The 18777-nt window shown below is 51.6% G+C and carries 14 protein-coding genes; 9 read left to right on the top strand and 5 right to left on the bottom strand.

All coding sequences use genetic code 11. The annotated features are described in order from the left end of the window. Window positions 1–877 precede the first annotated feature (877 nt). Window positions 878–2503, top strand: a complete 1626-nt coding sequence (locus tag ACFR81_RS06455) for a glycerophosphodiester phosphodiesterase (RefSeq protein WP_343876071.1) — start codon at window positions 878–880, stop codon at window positions 2501–2503. Between the two features lie 398 nt (window positions 2504–2901). On the opposite strand, the gene ACFR81_RS06450 is transcribed toward ACFR81_RS06455, so the two are convergent. The 4 genes from ACFR81_RS06450 to ACFR81_RS06435 all read right to left on the bottom strand — a co-directional run bounded on the left by ACFR81_RS06450 (window position 2902) and on the right by ACFR81_RS06435 (window position 5997). Next, window positions 2902–3711 (bottom strand): trimeric intracellular cation channel family protein, encoded by an 810-nt coding sequence (locus ACFR81_RS06450; protein WP_343876073.1) that lies wholly within the window; start codon window positions 3709–3711, stop codon window positions 2902–2904. 146 nt (window positions 3712–3857) lie between these two features. After that, entirely contained in the window at window positions 3858–4289 is a 432-nt protein-coding gene (locus ACFR81_RS06445) for an ASCH domain-containing protein (protein ID WP_222114698.1), read from the bottom strand. Beyond that, entirely contained in the window at window positions 4282–4704 is a 423-nt protein-coding gene (locus ACFR81_RS06440) for a gamma-glutamylcyclotransferase family protein (protein WP_255376930.1), read from the bottom strand. The genes ACFR81_RS06445 and ACFR81_RS06440 overlap by 8 nt, the downstream gene beginning before the upstream one ends. A gap of 78 nt (window positions 4705–4782) precedes the next feature. After that, window positions 4783–5997 (bottom strand): glucose-1-phosphate adenylyltransferase family protein, encoded by a 1215-nt coding sequence (locus ACFR81_RS06435; protein ID WP_343876077.1) that lies wholly within the window; start codon window positions 5995–5997, stop codon window positions 4783–4785. A 230-nt stretch (window positions 5998–6227) separates the two neighbouring features. Here ACFR81_RS06435 and ACFR81_RS06430 point away from each other — a divergent pair, with 230 nt between their 5' ends. Further along, a complete protein-coding gene (locus ACFR81_RS06430; protein ID WP_343876079.1) occupies window positions 6228–6647 on the top strand; it encodes a GNAT family N-acetyltransferase in 420 nt (139 codons plus the stop codon). Window positions 6648–6755: 108 nt separating this feature from the next. Here the strand turns inward: ACFR81_RS06430 and cls are convergent, their stop codons facing one another. Beyond that, window positions 6756–8246: a cardiolipin synthase gene (gene cls / locus ACFR81_RS06425; protein WP_377148681.1), complete on the bottom strand. Its 1491-nt coding sequence runs from the start codon at window positions 8244–8246 to the stop codon at window positions 6756–6758. A gap of 134 nt (window positions 8247–8380) precedes the next feature. Here cls and ACFR81_RS06420 point away from each other — a divergent pair, with 134 nt between their 5' ends. From ACFR81_RS06420 to ACFR81_RS06390, 7 genes are all read left to right on the top strand, one after another. Beyond that, complete coding sequence (locus tag ACFR81_RS06420) at window positions 8381–9037, top strand: TetR/AcrR family transcriptional regulator (RefSeq protein ID WP_083147359.1); 657 nt, start codon at window positions 8381–8383, stop codon at window positions 9035–9037. A 107-nt stretch (window positions 9038–9144) separates the two neighbouring features. After that, window positions 9145–10107: an NAD(P)-dependent oxidoreductase gene (locus tag ACFR81_RS06415; RefSeq protein ID WP_343876082.1), complete on the top strand. Its 963-nt coding sequence runs from the start codon at window positions 9145–9147 to the stop codon at window positions 10105–10107. Window positions 10108–10410: 303 nt separating this feature from the next. Next, window positions 10411–11394 (top strand): ABC transporter permease, encoded by a 984-nt coding sequence (locus tag ACFR81_RS06410; protein ID WP_068172928.1) that lies wholly within the window; start codon window positions 10411–10413, stop codon window positions 11392–11394. After that, window positions 11394–12389 carry an ABC transporter permease gene (locus ACFR81_RS06405; protein WP_145175296.1) on the top strand — a complete coding sequence of 332 codons (996 nt, stop codon included), beginning with the start codon at window positions 11394–11396 and terminating at the stop codon, window positions 12387–12389. Before ACFR81_RS06410 ends, ACFR81_RS06405 begins: the two co-directional genes overlap by 1 nt. After that, a complete protein-coding gene (locus ACFR81_RS06400) occupies window positions 12389–14608 on the top strand; it encodes an ABC transporter ATP-binding protein (RefSeq protein WP_343876085.1) in 2220 nt (739 codons plus the stop codon). The genes ACFR81_RS06405 and ACFR81_RS06400 overlap by 1 nt, the downstream gene beginning before the upstream one ends. Before the next feature lie 305 nt (window positions 14609–14913). Next, complete coding sequence (locus tag ACFR81_RS06395) at window positions 14914–16629, top strand: ABC transporter family substrate-binding protein (protein WP_343876087.1); 1716 nt, start codon at window positions 14914–14916, stop codon at window positions 16627–16629. Window positions 16630–16924: 295 nt separating this feature from the next. Beyond that, the gene (locus ACFR81_RS06390; RefSeq protein WP_343876089.1) at window positions 16925–18643 is read left to right on the top strand and encodes an ABC transporter family substrate-binding protein; all 1719 of its coding nucleotides are present in this window, start codon (window positions 16925–16927) and stop codon (window positions 18641–18643) included. Window positions 18644–18777 lie beyond the last annotated feature (134 nt).

Genomic DNA, 18777 nt, shown 5'->3' with positions numbered 1-18777 from the left:
CAGCTAGTTTTATCTTCCCCAAGATACTAACTGCGCTGGCATTCGAACGTGTGAGCTACAAGAGCGCGATTTTTTCCCCAAAAAATCGTTCTTTATAAAGACTGTCTCAGCAAAAGTTTGCTGTTGCCTCTTGGGTGCGAACCTTTGGCTAGTCTGTTCTCTCGGCTTTCACCGTTCGATCCCATTGCTGGGTGTCTCACCCTTGCGGGCTGACTTCTAGAACTATACAGAAAGTAATTCGACAGCCGCTATGACCTATAAGTATGAGTGCCCTCATCCGATGGGCGGAGACAGGGGATTCTGGCGTATTTATGCATCAGTCTGTGGGAGAGGTGTCGTGAAATTTCCCCCTCAAAGGCACTTTACGGAGAAAATATTTTTTAAAAAAAATTGTGGCTGACTTGGGTAAGGGGTTGCTGTGGCATTGAAAATGTAAGCCACCCCTATTTTATTCGACATTCCGAACATCATTTGTTGGGTCATGATGGGGACCAAAAAATTTTTTAGAAAATTTTTCTCACGATTCCCGGGCTCTGCTTGCGGATAGGAAAACTTTGCGAATCAAGCACTTTCTCATGGAGAAGGTTATTTCGGCGGTGGAATAAGAGGTTGGCATGCGGAGATAGAATAAATTCCCAGGTTTTTCGGGAGTGTCGAAAAGTGAGCTTGAGCATAGATCTGTATCACGCTTTGTCCCCCAAAAACGAAAGAATAAATAGTATTTCCCCTTGTGGGGAAAAAATTGCATCACTTTGGAGTAAACCGACAAAAGTACCCGTAGTTGTATAACCCTGAGAAATGACTAGTGTGTAATCCCAATGTCCTACGGGGGAAACATAGGACGTAAAAAAATTATTAGAACTGATCTAGGGGATTTATGTCTATTTCTCAACACGAGAACTCCTTTGGCGTTTTTAACCGCCGAAATGCTCTGCAACTTACCGGTGCAGGAGCTGTGCTGGGTGCAGCGTCGCTTGCCGGTGGAACTACAACCGCTCAGGCGGCTGAGCCCGTTTCTGCAACATTGGTTGACCAATTTCTTGCTCAGCCCCAATTCGTTATTGCACACCGTGGTGCCGGTGACGTAAATCCCGAGCACACCGCTTACGCTTACCAGCAGGCGATTATTCGTGGCGCGCGCGCCGTCGAGATTTCTGTACGCACCACGCTAGATGGCGAGCTCGTGTGCATGCACGATAACGCACTGCGCCGCACAACCACCCTGTCTGAAGGGTATGTATCGTCGTCCTACCTTGCTGATTTGAAACAGGCAATGGTAGATATGCGCCCCTTCCTTGGTTCGGGCAAACCTCTGCGCAATATCAATACTCTGGCAGAAGCGCTGGACGTTATTGCCGCAACCCCCGCTGGCGGAGCTTTCAACTCGGTAGGTGCGAATGCAATACTTTTCGTCGAGGCAAAAGACGCCGGCGCTCAGGCACAGCTTCTCCAGGTGCTGGAGGCTCGTGGCCTGAAGAATCAGGTTGTTATCAAGATGTACCGCAACGGTGCAGGTGGATTTGACCCCGAAGCTGGCTTTGTAAAAATCGCCAAAAATGCGGGCTTCCGCACCTGGTGCTACTTTGATGCTGGGGATTCACTGGCGAACATCACCACTTTGGTGAAGTCACCCTATGTGGACCTCGCGGGTGTGCCCTTCTTTGAGACTGTTACCGGTCGCGCTGCAACTTCCATGAGCGACTGGAAGATTACCAGCATTGTTGCACTGGGTAAGCCCGTTATTGTCTGGGAAGTGCACCGCCGGTCTGTACGAGATTATTTCGCCACTCTCGGCGTGCGCGGCTTTATGTCCCCTAACCCCTACTGGCTTTCAGGTGGCGGAACTAGCCCCGATTTGTTCTTGGATCAAGCGCGCCGTTTGGACGGTATGCTCCCGGCAGGTCAGCAGGACGTCAGTAACATGCCCGTGTGGGAAAATAACTCGCTGATCCATCGCGAGATTTACGACGAGTCTATGCTCTTGGGCCCCATTTCTCACCGCGTGGAAACCTCCGGTGGTAACTGGGTGATGTACTTTGACATGAAGTGGGAAGGTCGTCTGCCTAACACTGACTGGCAGTACGGATATATGGCATTTGGTCGCGCTGATGACTCGCCGTTTGGTATTGGTGGAAAGTTTGATATCACCAACCCCAACGGCGGCGGCTACATTTTGGCAGTGCGCCCGCACGCTTCTGTGGTTGATGAGAAGGGTGTTTACCGCCAGGGTGACCTTGTGCAGTTGCTGCGCGTCGATGCCGGTAGTGCTACGCTCACGCCTTTGGCAACCGTGGTCCCCAAGACGAAAATTGTGGCAGACCAGAATATTACTTGCAAGTTGATTGTTCGCCCCGGCACTATCACTTTTGAAGCAGGCGGAACTCGCTCACAGCCTGTGGCTGATGCTACTTACCGTGGGCCTCACGTACACTTCGGTCGCTACCACGGTAACGACGTCGGTGGTGGTTTGGCGTTGAGCAACGTGGTGACCTATAAAATCTAAGAATGCATATATTTACTAAAAAATGAATAAAATGCTCTGACAAGGGGAATGAGTTTTAGACTCATTCCCCTTGTTGTTTATTGCAATTATAGTGGCTGGAAACACAAAAGAGGTTTTCGGCAACGGGTTTTAGCCGTCGGGGCATGTCAGGAGGGGGAGGCACTTTTTCATCATCTCGGAGTGCTTTCCTCCGGCTAAATTAAGCGAAAAATAGGCTCATGACGCTGGTACAGTTGAAGATACGCGAACGCATTAGTTCTGCCATTATTAGCAAAGTGAACCTCCACTGGGGGATTCAGTCCTCTTGATTAGATTGCGAACCCGATCAAGAAATAAAATACCCTCGAAGTATCGTAAATGATACTTCGAGGGTATTTTTATACATATTTGACGTGTGGCTAGCGCTTTCTAAATTTAGAAATATTTTTAAACCTGTCTCGTTTGCGATACTTTCGGATTTCCTCCGGTGTAAGAATCTGCAAATTCTCCGTCAGAGGCTGGCCGGGCGTCCATCCCTCATTCTCATCAAACACCACAGCGGTCCGACGAGAAATGAACTTGAGCTGTGGTCGCGGCACCTTCAAATTAACGGGTGCGGGGAGTTTCCAATTCTTACGACGAGCAATCAAACCAATTGCCAAGCACGAAACAATCGAAACCGCCATTGCTACGTTAGGGCGGCGGAAAACCTCGGTCAAAAGAGCGGTTTCCGTAGCCCCCACCAAAGCGACCGTGGCATACAGCGAGTTACCGCCCAAGATAGAAGGAATACGGTTCACCATAATATCGCGCAGGACGCCGCCGCCCACCGCCGTCGTCACGCCCAAGGCAATAGCAGGAATCCACTCTAAACCAGCGCCCAACGCCTTGATGGTTCCGGTGGCTACCCAGCATCCCATTCCTAGAAAGTCCACAATCACCAGAACGCGCGATGCCCACTGTGACCCCAAATCCAAGAGATAAGCCAGCGCAGAAGCAATAATCACACCTGCCCAATACGCAGAATCGGTGAGAGCAACGGGAAACCCAATACCCAGCAGAGTATCGCGAATCAAACCGCCGCCCATGCCAGAGAGCGCGGCTAAAAGAATAAAACCGACAACATCAAAGCGAAAAGCGCGGGCAACTGCACCGCCCAAGAGCCCGTTGGCAACAACTGCCGCGACGTCGACAATCCGAAACAGTAGGCTGGGATCCCAATCTTGCAACGGCTCACTCCTTGGCGCATAAATCTAAACGGGCGCACTCATCATATCGCTTGGTGTCTGATGGGCAAGAACGTATCGATCACACACAAGGGCTAATTCTAAAGAGCAACTGTTCAAGCGAGCCCGGTACAGCGGGGGAGCGAGTCTTAGGCTCGGGCGATGACTTTGAAGCGTACGTAGACTACGGGGGTGTCAGCGGTGATGCCCCGGTAGTCTTCGCCCATTGATGCGCGGAACTGTTCCGATTCCCAGAACTGGCGGTGCGCCGTCTGCCAATCGGAAATACTCTCGAATCCTTCGCCTTCGTCCAGCGCTTGTTGAAGGGTGATATCTCCAAAGGGGACGACGGTGACTTCCGTAGTCTCGGTAGCGCAGACTCGGTTGCCGTCGGAATCAAGAATCGCTTCTCGGTCCCCTACCGCTGGTAAAGGATCACCGTCCATTTCATATTGCTGAACCAGGGACGAGGTGCCGGTTTTCTCCCCGCTTAGGATGGCGGCTACCAACTTATCTCGCAGCGGACCGGGGAAGCTGTAGTGACCCTCTTCGAGAGACTCAAGGCTAATGTTTTCAGGCACGGTCCATCCAATCTCCCGATTTAATCATCGGATATAGTTCTGCTAATTCAGCTTGATGCGCGACCGGCGGGATATATACCCATGCCAGTTCGCGCTTGCCTGAGGCAGTAGTGACTTCGCGCTGAAGGCGGTTGTAAAGGTTTCGATCATCTACGAGGTGTTCAGTCGAACAACCTTCTAACTCGTCCAAAACGGCAGAAACCCGTTCCCAATCTGTGCCATCAACATGAACGAGCGCGCCACGCACCGCCCCGACGTCGTCCAAGGTACCGAGGACTTCTGGCGAATCAAGTAAATAGGGGAATCGACCGTTATCGACGAGCACGGCGCCTTCCAGGGTGGCCGGTTCCTGCCGCTCATCTTTGCCAGCTAGCAAAAAATGGTTGGAACCTCCCACACGCAGAGTTCCGTACACAAAAACCGGTAAATGTTCAGGTATAAAACTTGAAGGGCGGGCGCTGGAAAAATTTCTGGCGTCTAATGTTTCTCCCACTTATTCACCGAGTGTCTGGTCTTGTCCGTTGACGTCTGCCCCGCGTTGAGAGGGCACCAAAACGGTGATATTTCCCGGGCCAGGCTTAGTTTTACCTGTTTGGCCAGCGGGAATCTCTGCAAATACATCTGCAATCACGGATTCGAGGACGGCGCCGGCGGGCACTGTGAGGTCACCGAGCAGAATAGAGCGAGAAACTTTCGCGCCCGCCTCAATGGTCACTCCGGGGCCGATGATGCTCCCGCTGACATCTCCGTGAATATGGCAGCCGTGGGCAATCATTGAATGGCTCACATGGGAATCCTGGTAAAAGCGAGCCGGCGCAAGGGGCTCATGATGGGTAATAACTGCCCAGCCAGGGTCGTCCAGATTCAAACCCTTGCCCTCCAGCAATTCCATATGTGCTTTGTAGTAGGCATCAATGGTCCCGATATCTCGCCAGTAGCCGGTATGACGGAACTCGTGTACTTTCTTGTTTTTCACAAAGTAGGGCAGAATCGTCTCGCCGTAATCCCCTAGAGAGGCGCCCTTAGGTTCATCGTGGTCTTCATATTCGTCGAGTTCTTTTACCAGATGGTCCACTGCTTTGCTGAGCGCCTCTACCTTGAAGATAAAGATTTCAGTGGCAACCAGGTTGCCCTGAGGATTCTCGGGTTTGTAATCGTAGCCGGTAACTTTCTGATTCTTTCCTGTTTGCACGACGCCGAAACGTGATGGATCTTCATCCGTTTCAGTCGTGATAATGGTGAGGTCTGAACCCAGCCGTTCGTGCTGTTCCAGGGCAAGCCGGAAGTCCATCTGGTAGAGATGGTCTGCGCTGAGAACCACCACGGTATCTGCCCTAAATGATTGGAGGAGCGGAACTTGCTGGTAGAGCGCGTGCCCGTTTCCTTCTGCGAAACCATCCGCTGCGCGGCCTTCGGCAGGCGAAAGAATTTGTAAGCCGTGGCGGGTGCCGTCTAAATCCCAGGGTCGGCCACCGGCGAGATGCTTATTGAGGGTAAACGGGCGATACTGTTCAGCTATCCATACGTCGCGAATTCGTGAATGAGCCAAGTTGGAGAGCACCACGTCAATAATCTGGTAACCCCCGCCAAAAGGCACCGAGGGTTTGGACCGCGCGTCCGTCAGCGGAGATAGTCTGCTACCTTTCCCGCCGGCGAGAATGAGAGCGACGGTCGCCGGGGAATGGGTGGTGGGAAACGGATCGGACATGGGTACCTCGTTTGCCGTGTTCAGTTTGCGGGGCGTCTCGTCGAGTCGGAACTTTTCGTATCGTTCCAGCCTACCGTCAAGAGGCGAAGGGAAACAGGCGACAAAATTAAGTGCTAGTCAAAATAGCGTTCTGGGGTGCAGTTTTACACCTCATAACGCCACTTTTGCGATCAGTTAAGAAACTTGGTGAAGACTAGCTAGGATAAGAAAAACTACGACGGGAGGATTCGATGTTGAAGTATTTTAACAACAGAATACCTAGTGAAACGCAACTTATGTCGCTCTACGAATCAGCGGGTTGGAGTTCATACACGGCTCATCCTGAGCGAATGGTGCCAATGGTTAAGGCAAGCTGGCTCGTGTTAACTGCTTATGAGAACGACGATCTGGTTGGTTTGGTACGTCTTGTTGGGGATGGGTTAACAATTGCCTATATCCAGGACCTTTTAGTGAAACCGACTTTTCAACGCAAAGGTATCGCTTCTGAATTGATGAATAGAGTCGCGCAGGAAGTAAGGGGAATCCGTCAAGTCTTTATAACCACAGATGCTACTTCGAGCAACCAGCATGTTATCGATTTTTACGCAAGTTGCGGTTTTCGTCCTGTTGAAGATGTGGAATGCGTAACGCTGGCCCGGCGACAAAATTAAGTGCTAGTCAAAATAGCGTTCTGGGGTGCAGTTTTACACCTCATAACGCCACTTTTGCGATCAGTTAAGAATCACCCGGTCGAGCCGCCCCGCCCCACCCCAGACGTCTTACAGCAGCGATGACGACAACCGGCAAATGTTCTCTAAAATCTTCACACGGTTAGGGCGGTTGACCCATTCGTCATAGCGCAACGTCTTGCACCGGGAAATATAGGTATCCGAAACGTCGTCTAGTTCGCGCACCATTTTCTTATTCACAATGAACGTGGAAACTTCCAGGTTCAACGCAAACGAACGCGGATCCATATTTGAAGAACCGATGAAGGTGTAGCAGTCGTCAATAATCATGTACTTTGAGTGCAACACGGTGGGGCCGGGGTATTGGCGAATCTTCACGCCATCTTTGAGCAGTTCTTCGTAGTAGGATCGTTGCGCCATATTGGGCAGGAACTGGTCGCCCTTCTCGCAGACAATAAGTTCGACGTCGATTCGCGAGAGCGCTGCACTGGTAAGCGCCTGCAACAATGTTGACTCGGGTACGAAGTAAGGGGAACAAATGACGATGCGTTCCTCAGCATTATTAATGAGGTAGTTGATGAGCCGCAGGTTATTTTCGGTTTCAAAACCGGGGCCAGAGGGCACAATCTGAGCTAGCTGACCGTCGTTAATAGTCTGAATATCCGAGTTGATTTCGCCCAGAGGTAGTTCTTTAGTTTCCGAATACCAGTCGGACATGAACACCGCGTTGAGCTCATCAACAATAGGACCCTTAGCGGAATATGTGAGATCCTTCCAGAGCAGACCCCTCTTTTCATTCTTCTTGAGGTCGTAGCAAGCATCAATCGCATTTTGCGAACCGGAATAAGCGATACGCCCGTCAATCACCAAAATCTTGCGGTGGTTACGCAGATCGGGACGTTGCCATTTTCCTCTAAAAATATTGATGGGAAGCATCAGGTGCCACTGAATATCTGATTTGTTCAGCATGCGGCGCAATCTCTTGTACGAGGGGTATTTGCGCGAACCAATCTGATCAATCAGCACGCGAACATTGACGCCGCGTTCCTGGGCGCGAAACAGTGCGTCCCACAGCGGAATCGAAGCACCAGAGTAGGCGGTGATGTAGAACTCGAAGTGAACGTAGTCGGTGGCTTTATCAATTTCCTCCGCCATGTGCAGCATAGCTTCATGGTTATCGGTGTGGAGCTGAAATTCGTTACCACCCACCATGGGGAGCGCACCCAGTCGGTAGTTGAGCCGGGCTGCCACTTTTGCTTCTTCGGGTAGCTCGACGTGCGTGCCCAGCACGGGGTTGACCTCGTCGTCGTCACCGTTGTCAAGGCGCTCGCGGATCATTTCGTTCATGACTCGCTGACGGACGCGGCGGTGCCGCGGCAGGTGGGAGGAGCCGAAGAAGAGGAAAGCGATGAACCCGATGTAGGGCACCAGGAAGATTGCCATGAGCCAGCCGAGGGCGACCACGGGTTTGCGGTTGTAGGGGAGCCAGCATAGGGCGATGATACGCACGGCAATGTCGATGACCAGTAGCGTAATACCCAGCCAAGTGGGGAGGTTGGTTAAATCCACCATGTTACTCATGAAGTTCACCTCTTTATTATAGCTGACTTGCTGAGATACTTATTTGAGATGTCTGCAGGTGAAGCGGAGGGTGATTTATGACCCAGTATGTAGTTGCAGTTGTGCAATTTTGCAGAACTGCATAAAGTAGAGGGGTGCAAAATTGTGAACCTACGCTTCGAGAGCGACGTCGGGAGCGGACGTGGAAAGCTATCCATGAGGCTGCCGTCGCGCTGGTAAAGAAAAACGGTCTGAAGCAAACAACTACCGATGAAATTGCTGAGCGTGCGGGTATTTCTTCGCGTACCTTTTTCAACTATTTTGCGACTAAAGAAGACGCCGTGTTAGGCCTGCGGGAACCGCAAATTACGCCTGCGATGATTCAGGCGGATCAGGCCCGGCAGCAAAGTTATGTGTTTGACCGAGTAGTGCACCTGCTTTTGGATGTGGTGGTGGAGTCAATCCCTGCCACTGAACACCGACGTTATCGAGAGCTGGGCAAGAAGTACCCCGAGTTCCGCACCCGTTTTAAGGTGTATTTGCTCAAGTGCGAACGTGTGGTGGAGGATTTTCTGCGCACGATTGATTGGCAGGATTTCGCTGCGAATAATCGTCGGGGGCCGTTTAGATTCTTGGAAGAAGGCGCCGAAGTCAACCAGGAGTACTGGGGTAAAGCGCGCGCGTCTGTAACCATTGCTTCTGCAATTTTGCGATATATGGATTTTTCGCAGGGGTTGCCCGAGGGGGAAGCCCGCGACCAGGTGGTGCGTGAGAGCGTGGATTTGTTTAGGGATTTGTTGCGCGAGGACTAAGTTTTCATACCTTGTGGGAGTCGGGGGCTTATACTCTGTGCGGGGTCTTCATAAGATAGTCAGTAGGTATAGAAATTTACGATTATCAATATTCCAAGGAGACTGCCGTGAAGATTTTGACCCCCACCAGCATCACATTGGATGAATCTAAGTTAGGGCTGACGGATGAGGACCAGCTCGTTTCTTATGACCCACAGGAGAATCTGGCTCCAGAGCACTATGACGCCGACGTCCTGATTGCCTGGGCTAATACTAACGAGCAGCTGAAAGATGCCGCCGCGCATCTTGATCAGGTGAAGTTGGTGCAGGCGTTGTTGGCTGGGCCGGATCAGGCGCGTGCTGCGGGGTTCCGGGAAGAGGCGATTATTGCTTCTGGTAGCGGTCTTCATTCACTGACCGTGGCTGAGCATGCTCTTGCGTTGACTTTGAATTTCATTCGTTTCTTGCCGGTCCTGGCAGAGGAACAGGATCGTTCTCATTGGGCTTCTGAGTTGGGTGGTGCGCAGGAGCTTCATCCTGAGGGCAAGGTGACCACTTTGCTCGATGCCAATGTGTTGATTTGGGGTTTTGGTTCTATTGGTAAGGAAACCGCCCGCCTGTTCAAAGCATTTGGTTCCCATGTAACCGGTGTGGCGCGTAGCGAGGGCAACCGAAATGGCTTCCCTGTTATTACCGAAGATCAGATGGGGGAGTATTTGCCAGAAACCGATGTTTTGGTGATGATTCTTCCGACGAGCGATAAAACGGAGCAGGTGCTCAACGCCGAGGTGTTGAAGCAGCTCCCTGCGCGCGCGTTCGTTATTAATGTGGGGCGCGGGAGCACCGTGAACGAGCCAGATTTGATGGAAGCTCTCAACGGGGGAAACCTCGCAGGGGTGGCGCTCGACGTCGTTTCTCAGGAGCCCTTGCCCGCCGAGCATCCTTTGTGGGGCACGAAGAATCTGGTAATTACCCCTCATGCTGCCGGCGGTCGACCGGTGGACGCCGAATCTCTGATTGCTCAGAATCTTGAAGCGCTTCGCGAAGATGTCGCGGGAGGGTACGGCGAGTACCGTAACAAGATGAATTAGTAGAATATTTTTTACCCACCGGTAATTCAATAATGGCTCTGTCCGCACTCGGCACAGAGCCATTTCTGTGTGTATTTTCAAGCTGACGAGGAAATATGTAGCAGAAATTTTAGACATGAAGAAGAGTGACGACGGGATGTTCACGGGATAAAACCGGTTTGGTATGTCTTACATATTGGTTATAAGATTTGACCAACCAGTTTCGAAGTGTCATGAGTCACAGCAGTGGCTCGGCTGAACCTGAAAAGGTAATCACACACATGCAAAAGTACACGAATACTTCGCGCTTGAAGGAGAAAGTACATGTTTAAGTACATCCTCAAACGCGCCCTGACCTACGTGGTCATGATTTTCTTGGTCACCAGCGCCGGCTACTTCCTCGCCGTCCAGACCATGAACCCTGCTCTCCTTGAGCAGGAAAAAATTCCGCGTCCTACACCGGAACAGATTCAGGCAAACTTTGCCTCACTGAAACTTGACCCACAGATGAGCGCCTGGGAACGCTACGTACAGTGGCTCAAGGACATTCTTTTCCACTTTGACTGGGGACGTTCGCCCAACGGCGCGTACATCAACAGTGAATTTGGCCAGCGTGTTTGGGTCTCTACCCGCCTTTTTGCCGCAGCTATTATTTTGTCGCTGATTATCGGTGTGGCTCTGGGTGTGTTTTCCGCGGCTCGCCAGTACAAAGCATCTGACCGTATCATTACCGGTTACTCCTACCTGGTTTACATCATCCCCGCACCTATTGCTTACTTCTTGGTGCAGCTGGGAGCGGTTGCTATTAACCAGGCGGCAGGGGACCGTATTTTCTTCGTGACAGGCATTTCGTCGCCGGGTGTTGAACCTGGCTGGCCGACCATCGTCGATATGGCGGCTCACTACCTGGTACCTACTTTCTGTATCACCATCATGTCCTGGGGCGGTTACCAGATTGCTCAGCGCCAGTACCTGCTCGATAGCGTTAATGCTGACTTCGTTCGTACTGCTCGCGCGAAAGGTCTAACCCGCAACCAGGCGATTACTCGCCACGCACTGCGCGTTTCCTTCATTCCCGTGGCGCAGTCTATCGCTTTTACCGTTCCCGCAATTTTCACCGGCGGTTTCTTCGCTGAGGCAATCTTCGCCTGGCCCGGAATCGGATTGTGGTCGCTTCAGGCGATTGGTGCGCAGGACGTCAATGCGGCAACTGCAACTCTTGCCTACGGTTCGGTGCTCTTCGCCGTATCAGCGATTTTGGCTGACATTGCAACTACCATTGTTGACCCCCGAGTGAGGATGAATTAATGACTGCTGCAGTTCCTCCAACAGATAATCTTCCTCGCGAGTCGCAAGATGTTCCCGAGTTGAAGGTGGATGACACTCCTGACTTCAAAGTCATCAATAAGTCCACGATCATTACCCGCCGGTTCTTCCGTAATAAGGCGGCGGCGTTTGGTCTGATTGTGTTCATTCTCGTAGGTCTTTTTGGGCTCTTTGGCGGCTTGTTGGCGCAGTGGGATACCAACACCATTGACCCCTTCTACATGGCCACTGGTCCCAGTGCAGCCCACTGGTTTGGTACTACCAGCGCTGGAACCGATCTGTATGCCCAGGCTGTTGAAGGTGTGCGCACCTCGATGGCAATTGGTCTCATTGTCGGTGGTTTGAGCGTTATCATCTCCGCCGTCTATGGCTGCATTATGGCGTATTTCGGGGGCAAGCTCGATAACGTCATGCTCTTCTTCCTAGAAACTCTCATGATGGCACCTCAGCTTCTGGTGATTGCAATTGTGATTAACGGTGCTGGCGGCCAGAAAATCCGCGAAGTTCTTCCCGGGTGGGTTATCCTCACCATCGTTTTGCTGATCTTCTCGTGGATGTATGACGCCCGTGTGATTCGTTCGATGGCGATGTCACTCATTCAGCGCGATTATGTGAAAGCCGCCCGCTACATGGGTGTTTCGCCTTTCAAAATCGTTTGGCGTCACCTGGTTCCAAACATCGGCTCCCTGCTGGTTTTGAACTTCACCCGCGGTATTACCTTGGCGATTCTTTCTGAGGTCGCATACACCTTCGTGGGTATTGGCGTGAAGTACCCCAACTACTCGCTTGGTTCACTGATTGCTCAGGCATCGAGCCAGATTAATACTCTGCCCTGGATGTTCTGGATTCCCATGATTCTGTTTTTCTTGCTCGTTGGCCCGCTGTCTTTGATGAACGACGGTTTGCGCGACGCATTTGACCCCACCTCACTGTCGGTGGGTAAGGCTAAGAAAGACAAGAAGGAGAAGGCAAAATAATGAGCGCTAATCCCGTTCTTTCGGTCAAAGACCTTAACGTTTCATTCAATACTGAAAACGGCGTGGTGCATGCGGTTCGCGGTATCAACTTTGATTTGCATGCCGGTAAGACGCTCGGCATCGTGGGTGAATCGGGCTCCGGTAAGTCGGTAGCTTCGATGGCGATTATGGGGCTTCATCCCACCACCGCCGATATCACCGGTTCTATTCAGTACAAGGGCAAGGAACTGCTTGGCCTGTCGGATAAAGAGATGTGTGAGCACCGCGGTAAAGATATCGCGATGATTTTCCAGGATCCGCTGAGCTCTCTGACCCCGGTGTACACCATTGGTGATCAGATTGGTGAGGTGCTGAAGGTTCACAACAAGGGCATGAGCAAGCAGGCGATTAAGGATCGTTCGGTAGAGCTGATGCGTTTGGTGGGTATTCCTGATCCTGCGAACCGTCTGAAGTCCTTCCCTCATGAGTTCTCTGGTGGTATGCGCCAGCGCGTGATGATTGCTATGGCTATCGCTAATGACCCCGCAGTTCTTATTGCGGACGAACCTACCACCGCTCTGGATGTAACCATTCAGGCTCAGGTTCTTGAGGTCATGGAAAAGGCGCAGGAAGAAACCGGCGCGGGCATTATTATGATTACCCACGACCTCGGCGTGGTAGCTGGTATGGCAGATGACATCATGGTCATGTACGCTGGTAAGCCTGTGGAAATTGCACGGGCTGAGGATATCTACACTCGCCCTGCGCACCCCTACACCATCGGTCTGCTGGGCGCGGTTCCGCGTGTTGACCGTGCGGATAAGGTTTCGCTGGTCCCTATCGACGGTACCCCGCCCAACCTCTTGAACGAGGTGCACGGGTGCTCGTTCCGCCCTCGTTGCCCTATCGCTAAGTCTGGCGGTCAGTGCTGCAAGGATGTGGCTGAAGAGCCTGCATTGCGCTTGATTGAGGGCGCTGGCGAAGGTCACTACGCTGCTGCAGATATTGCGGAGCAGCTTGTGGATGCTCGCCCCGAAGATCTTTACCCCGTACCCGAGGTTCCTGAATCTAAGTATGATTCGATTCCTCGTGAAGAGCGCCCCACGGTGCTTGAGGTGAAGAATCTGAAAAAGCATTTCCCCTTGCTCAAGGGGGCTTTGGTGAAGCGTCGTGTAGGTACCGTCAAGGCGGTCAACGGCGTCTCCTTCGATATTCGCGAAGGTGAGTGCTTCTCCATCGTGGGTGAATCTGGCTGTGGTAAAACCACCACGCTGCTAGAAATCATGGAGTTCAACAAAGAAACCGACGGCGACATCCTAGTGAACGGTTCTTCGGTCCATGATGGGCTGAAAGGCTCTGAGCTTCTGAAGATGCGCAAGAACCAGCAGATGGTGTTCCAGGACCCCACCGGTGCGCTTGACCCCCGATTTACCGTCTACGAAGTTCTTGCTGAACCCCTGGAAAACCAGGGTTGGAAGAAGAAGGACATTCAGAAACGCGTTATCGAACTGATGCGCACGGTGGGTCTGCAGCCGGACCATGTGAACCGCTTCCCCAATCAGTTCTCTGGTGGTCAGCGTCAGCGTATCGGTATTGCTCGTGCGCTCGCGGTTAACCCCAAGCTGGTGGCGTTGGATGAGCCGGTTTCAGCACTCGACGTTTCGGTTCAGGCAGGCGTTATTAACCTGTTGGAGAAGCTCCGTGCAGACCTAGGCTTGAGCTACCTCATGGTGGCGCACGACCTGGCTGTGGTTCGCCACGCCTCTGACCGTGTTGCAGTGATGTACCTGGGCCGCGTAGTGGAAATCGGACATGTGGATCAGGTGTTCGACAACCCGATTCACCCCTATACCCGTGCGTTGCTTTCGGCTATTCCGGTTCCTGATCCTGAGGTGGAATCATCTCGCGAGCGGATTATTCTGGAGGGTGATTTGCCGACGCCGTTGAACGCGCCCGATGGTTGCCCATTCAGCACGCGTTGCCCCATCTTCAAGCTATTGCCTGAGGAGAAGCAGAAGGTGTGCACCAGTGAGCATCCGGCGATGAGCCGCGAAGGCAACCTGGATCATGAGTATGCCTGCTACTTCCCCAATGAGGAGGTCGCTATCGTTTCTGCGACTAACCCTGAGGCGGTTGTTGGCGTATCTCAGGAGGAAACCCCCTGGGGCGATTCTGCGTTGGCTGCAGATTCGACCGCGGCAGATTCAAGTGCTGCGGGCGAAGGTTCGATTCGCGCCTAGTATGCCTGCTGGTGTTCCCACTAGCGGCTGTGTTGAGTTGCATGTAGGTTGTTCCTATTGACTGCTAGCAAGTACGGTGCGGGGTAGCCCCTCTTTGGAGGTGGCTACCCCGTTTTTTCTTTAACATAAAACGGCTTTTTTAATATTTCGCTTGCGATGTGGATCACATTTAGGGTTAGATATACCTCAAGCAATAAGACTTACCTCACTAAGTTCGATGGGGTGAGGCAGCCTGTTTCAGTCGTTCGCTTTGAGGCTGAGGCACTATCAAAAGCACAGTGTGCATGGACTAAAAGGACAATAGTATGCCCAGGAATTTTGTAGTCAATCGTCGTTCACTTCTGCTCGGCACCTCAGCTCTGAGCCTCACTGGCCTTCTCGCAGCCTGCGGCGGAGGCAATGGCGGTAACACCACCAGCGCAGAATCAGCATCGGCGCTCGGCGTGGGCGAGGATATTGCAAAACTGGTCAGCATTAACCCCAAGAAGCGTGAAGAGTTGAAAGAAGGCGGGGAGGTTAAAATCCCGCTGGCAGAAATTGGCCCTGATTTTAGTCCTTACAACAACAACGGTAACTCTGTAGAAACTCAAACCGCCGTTTCATCTTTTAACACCGCTGCTCGTTCCGGATTGTGGAAGTACGACTTTGAGGGAAAAACTTCCATCAACCCTGACTTCTGTGAATCCTTCGAAACCAAAATGGAAGACGGCAAGCAGGTTCACCGAATTAAGCTGAACCCTAAGGCTAAGTTCAATGATGGTACGCCCATTGATATTGAAGTTTTGAAAGTAACTGCCAAGGTTCTCAGTGGGGAGAACGAAAAATACAACATTGTTGATCCCGGTGCTTTCAAGTACATGGATACTATCGAGCAAGATGGCGATGCTATCAAGGTCACTATGAAACAACCTTTCTACCCGGTTGATCAGGTGTTTTGGCAGTTTTTGCACCCCGCTCTAGAAGATGTGGAAACCTTCAATAACGGTTTTGTGGATAAGCCCCGCCCTGAGTGGGCTGCAGGTCCGTTTATTGTGGATGAATGGAACTCATCCGAAAAGCGTCTGACTGTCAAGCGCAATGATAAATGGTGGGGGGAAACCCCGGTTCTAGAGCGTGTCATCTTCCGTCAAATGGAAGCTTCGGCAGCTCGTGCAGCTTTCAAGAATGGAGAAATCGATGCGGTAGCTGCAAATACTCTCACTGCTTACAAAGATGTTGAAGGGACCGCAGATACTGAGGTACGTCGTGGACAGCGTCTCTTCTCTGGCGGTATCAATATGAGTTCGGGGCGCATCGACCTGCCTCTGCGTAAAGCGATTATGGCTTCTTTGGATCGTAAAGCGTTAGCTGAAATCCGCTTCAACGGACTGAATTGGTCTGAGGAGCTCCCCGGCTCAATGATGCTCATGCCTTTCTCTGAGTACTACGAAGATAACTTCTCTAAGGTAAAAGATAAGTGGGGTGAGGCTTCAAAGATTCTGGAGGAAGCTGGCTACAAGAAGGAGGGCGACTTCTATAAGAAGGACGGCAAGAACGCTAAATTCTCCGTAACAACCTTTGGCGATGACCCAGTGGGGGCAGCAATGTCTCAGACCTTGGTTCAGCAGATGAAGTCAGCCGGCATTGAGTGCGTTATCGATAATCAGCCAGACGCAAACTTCGCTGATGTCATGGGTAATAACAAGTTTGATATGACATTCTCGGGCTACTCAGTGGGTCCGGATGCAACTGTGGTTGCTAGCCAGTACTACCTGTCCTCCAACAACCCTGAGGGGATTGGGGATAAGGACATCGATAAGATGATTGCAGAAATGTCCGTAATTGAGGATGCTAAGGAACGTAACGCCAAGTGCAATGAGATTGAACGTGCACATCTGGAAAAATATGCATCCCTCTCCACTTTCTTCAATGGTCCTTCTATCGCTGTTGTAAAGAGCAGCCTTGCAAACTATGGGCCTGCACTCTTTGGTAGCTTCGACTCGAGACCATCACGGTGGATTGAGCTAGGTTGGACTAAGTAGAGTTGCTCTATATTTAGATTCCTCGATGAGTTGAATCAAGCTTTCTATACATCAGACGCGCGTTCCTAGAGGATCGCGCGTCTGGTTGCATCTAGGGGACTCTTTTTCAAAATATTACGCAGATTAATTTTTCATGAAGTGGAGAAGGTCAAAATTTGCTATACGGGGTGAACTTTAGTTTGATAAGACTAAAGATTAAGAGGTCTATTTCACATTGTTCAACAATGCTTCACCTCCTATCTCGCACATCTACACCGTATGCGCTTGGCGCCGTTCATAAGGGGACAGGAAACCCGTGAAAAATTTCATCTTCAACCGCCGCACACTTCTTGCTGGAACCGCCGTCGGTTCCGTTGGTCTTCTCGCTGCTTGTGGTGGGGGTAATGGGGGCAACACCACCAGTGCAGAATCAGCCTCTGCGCTAGGCGTGGGCGACGATATTGCCAAGCTCATCTCCATCAATCCCAAAAAGCGTGATGAGCTCAAAGAAGGCGGCGAGTTGAAGCTAGCCCTGGGACAGCTTGGGCCGGACTTTAACACTGCCTCGCAGAACGGTAACACCGCTTACAACAACCAGATGATTTCTGCTCTCTCACCCATTACCGTGGTGGGTCTCTGGCAAAGCGACTTTGAAGGTAAGAACACACCTAACCCGGACTTCTGTGAATCATTCCAGGAAGAACTATCCGGTGGAACTCAGGTTCTCAATATCAAGCTGAATTCAAAGGCTAAGTTCAATGATGGCACTCCCATCGATGTGAAAGCTCTGCAGGCAACCGTGGAGATTTTGCGCGATGGCTTGGATAACGGGCTGAACATTGTAGACGCCGGCCCCCACGCCTACATCGAGTCGGTTGAAGAAAACGGCGACTCGTTCACCGCTAAAGTAACCATGAAGCAGCCCTACTACCCCATTGCGGATATCTTCGGCTCCGGTGTTTTTCACCCCGAGATGACTGATAAGAAGACTTTCAATGACGGCTTTGTAGACAAGATTCACAACGAGTGGCATGCTGGCCCCTTCAAGCTCGATAGCTGGAACTCCGCAGAAAAGGTTGCCACGCTCGTCCGCAATGACAATTGGTGGGGCGAAAAGCCCCTCCTGGAGCGCGTTATCTATCGTCAAATGGAATCTTCTGCAGCCCGTGCCGCTTTTAAGAATGGCGAAATCGATGCAGTTGGTGCCAATACTCTGACTGCATACAAGGACGCCGAAGGTAAGGACGGTGCTGAGGTCCGCCGTGGCCAGCGCCTGTTTGCCGGTGGTCTGAACATGAGCTCCTTCCGCCTGCCCGTGGAAATTCGTAAGGCAATCTTCGCCGCTGTTGACCGCGAAGCTCTAGCTAAAGTTCAGTTCAATGGTTTGAACTGGAGCGAAACCATGCCCGGTTCCATGATGCTTATGCCCTTCTCCGCCGATTATAAGGATAATTTCGGTGAGGTAACCAAAGACTGGGATGCCGGCAAGATTCTTGAAGAAGCGGGTTATAAGAAGGACGGTGACTTCTATAAGAAGGACGGCAAGAACGCCAAGTTCGCCGTCACCACCTTTGGCGATGACCCCACCTCTGCTGCTCTCGCGCAGACTCTGGTGCAGCAGATGAAGACTGCTGGAATTGAATGCACCATTGACAACCAGCCGGATGCAAACTTCGGCAAAGTCGTAGGTAACAAAGAATTTGATCTGACTTTCTCGGGTTACTCTGTAGGTGCCGATGCAACCGTTGCCGCCCGCCAGTACTACCTCTCCGCTAATAATGACGGTGAGGGCTCTAAGGATATCGATAAGCTCATTGAAGACATGGGTAAGATTCAGGACAATAAAGAGCGCAACAAGAAGTGCAACGAGATTGAAAAGAAGCACATGGAAGAATTCGCCATGATGGGTACTCTTTTCAATGGTCCTGAGATTTACTTTGCAGATAAGAAGCTTGCAAACTACGGTGCTGCGCTGTTCGGTTCGCCTCGCTTGAACCCTCGTCAGTGGTCGAACATCGGTTGGATCAAAGAATAGTCTTTGATGTGAACTGTTGAGGCTCCAACAATCGAGTCTAGATAAGTGAAGGGCTCCCGTCTCATGAACTGCTCCCCATTAGTTGGACTGAGAAATCAGTTTCTAACTAGTGGGGAGTATTTTTTTGAGAGCAC

The sequence above is a fragment of the Rothia amarae genome (assembly GCF_042677725.1).
Lineage (GTDB): Bacteria > Actinomycetota > Actinomycetes > Actinomycetales > Micrococcaceae > Rothia > Rothia amarae.
This window is presented reverse-complemented; position numbering and strand designations above follow the sequence as displayed.

Coding starts and splice junctions, on each gene's coding strand:
- ACFR81_RS06455 (WP_343876071.1), top strand. CDS start 878: ATGTCTATTTCTCAACACGAGAACTCCTTTGGCGTTTTTAACCGCCGA.
- ACFR81_RS06435 (WP_343876077.1), bottom strand. CDS start 5,997: ATGTCCGATCCGTTTCCCACCACCCATTCCCCGGCGACCGTCGCTCTC.
- ACFR81_RS06430 (WP_343876079.1), top strand. CDS start 6,228: ATGTTGAAGTATTTTAACAACAGAATACCTAGTGAAACGCAACTTATG.
- cls (WP_377148681.1), bottom strand. CDS start 8,246: ATGAGTAACATGGTGGATTTAACCAACCTCCCCACTTGGCTGGGTATT.
- ACFR81_RS06410 (WP_068172928.1), top strand. CDS start 10,411: ATGTTTAAGTACATCCTCAAACGCGCCCTGACCTACGTGGTCATGATT.
- ACFR81_RS06405 (WP_145175296.1), top strand. CDS start 11,394: ATGACTGCTGCAGTTCCTCCAACAGATAATCTTCCTCGCGAGTCGCAA.
- ACFR81_RS06400 (WP_343876085.1), top strand. CDS start 12,389: ATGAGCGCTAATCCCGTTCTTTCGGTCAAAGACCTTAACGTTTCATTC.
- ACFR81_RS06395 (WP_343876087.1), top strand. CDS start 14,914: ATGCCCAGGAATTTTGTAGTCAATCGTCGTTCACTTCTGCTCGGCACC.